The 1,129-nt window shown below is 58.6% G+C and carries 1 protein-coding gene; it reads left to right on the forward strand.

Annotated features, from left to right (window positions below; all coding sequences use genetic code 11):
* Positions 1-135: 135 nt before the first annotated feature.
* On the forward strand, positions 136-1,129 hold a 994-nt coding region (locus EOA60_RS34065; RefSeq protein WP_164899816.1), incomplete at its 3' end, for an isocitrate/isopropylmalate family dehydrogenase.

Genomic DNA, 1,129 nt, shown 5'->3' on the forward strand with positions numbered 1-1,129 from the left:
GTCCTGGTCGCACAAAAGTCACTCCAGGGAGCCGGCGGAAAATTATCTATTGCATTTTTTGACATAAAAAGCCAAAACTCTCTCGCATCGAATTTCCGACGGGGAGGCTCCCGTCGCATGAGCGGGAGACGCGCAATGAAGATCATGGTTGTGCCGTGCGACGGCATCGGGCCCGAGATCACCAAGGCCACAATCGAGGTGCTCGAGGCTGCTGATGGCGTCTACGACCTGGGTCTCGAATACGACTATGAGGACGCCGGCTTCACGAGCCTCGCAAAGTTTGGAACGACGCTGCGCGACGAGGTTCTGGAAAGAGCAAAAACCTATGACGGCATCATCCTGGGGCCCCAGTCGCACATGGACTATCCGGCCCGTGACAAGGGTGGCGTCAACGTTTCAGCGGGCTTCCGCGTCAAGCTCGACCTCTTTGCCAACGTCCGTCCAGCAAGGACGCGCTCCTTCATCCCGCATATCGGCAAGGAGATGGACCTGGTCATCATGCGGGAGGCCACCGAAGGCTTTTATCCGGACCGCAACATGGTAGCGGGCACCGGCGAGTTCATGCCCACGCATGATGTTGCCTTGTCGGTCCGCAAGATCACCGCTCATGCCTGCGAGCGTATCGCCCGCGCGGCCTTCGAACTTGCAATGAAACGCGGCAAGAAAGTCACCGCCGTTCACAAGGCAAATAACTTCATCCTGACGGACGGTCTCTTCCTGAAGCAGGTGCGCAAGGTTGCAGAGGAGTTTCCCCAGGTAGCGCTCAACGACTTCATCATCGACGCGATGGCCGCGCATCTGGTGCGTAATCCATCGAGGTTCGATGTGATCGTCACGACCAATTTCTATGCCGACATCCTTTCCGATCTCGTCAGCGAATTGTCGGGCAGGCTTGGGCTTGCTGGCTCGATCAATGCAAATGCGGATGCCGGCTTGGTCTGCGCTCAGGCGCAGCACGGTTCAGCCCCCGACATCGAAAACCAGAACATCGCCAATCCGACCTCGCTGATCCTGTCGGCGGCGATGATGCTGAGCTGGCTCGGGGAAAAGCGCGGCTTGGCGAATTTTGAGGCGGCCGGCGCTGCAATCGAGCGCGCGATTGACGAGGTGCTGGCCAATCCGAAGGCAC

The organism is Mesorhizobium sp. M1A.F.Ca.IN.020.06.1.1 (genome assembly GCF_004023265.1).
Taxonomy (GTDB): Bacteria; Pseudomonadota; Alphaproteobacteria; order Rhizobiales; family Rhizobiaceae; genus Mesorhizobium.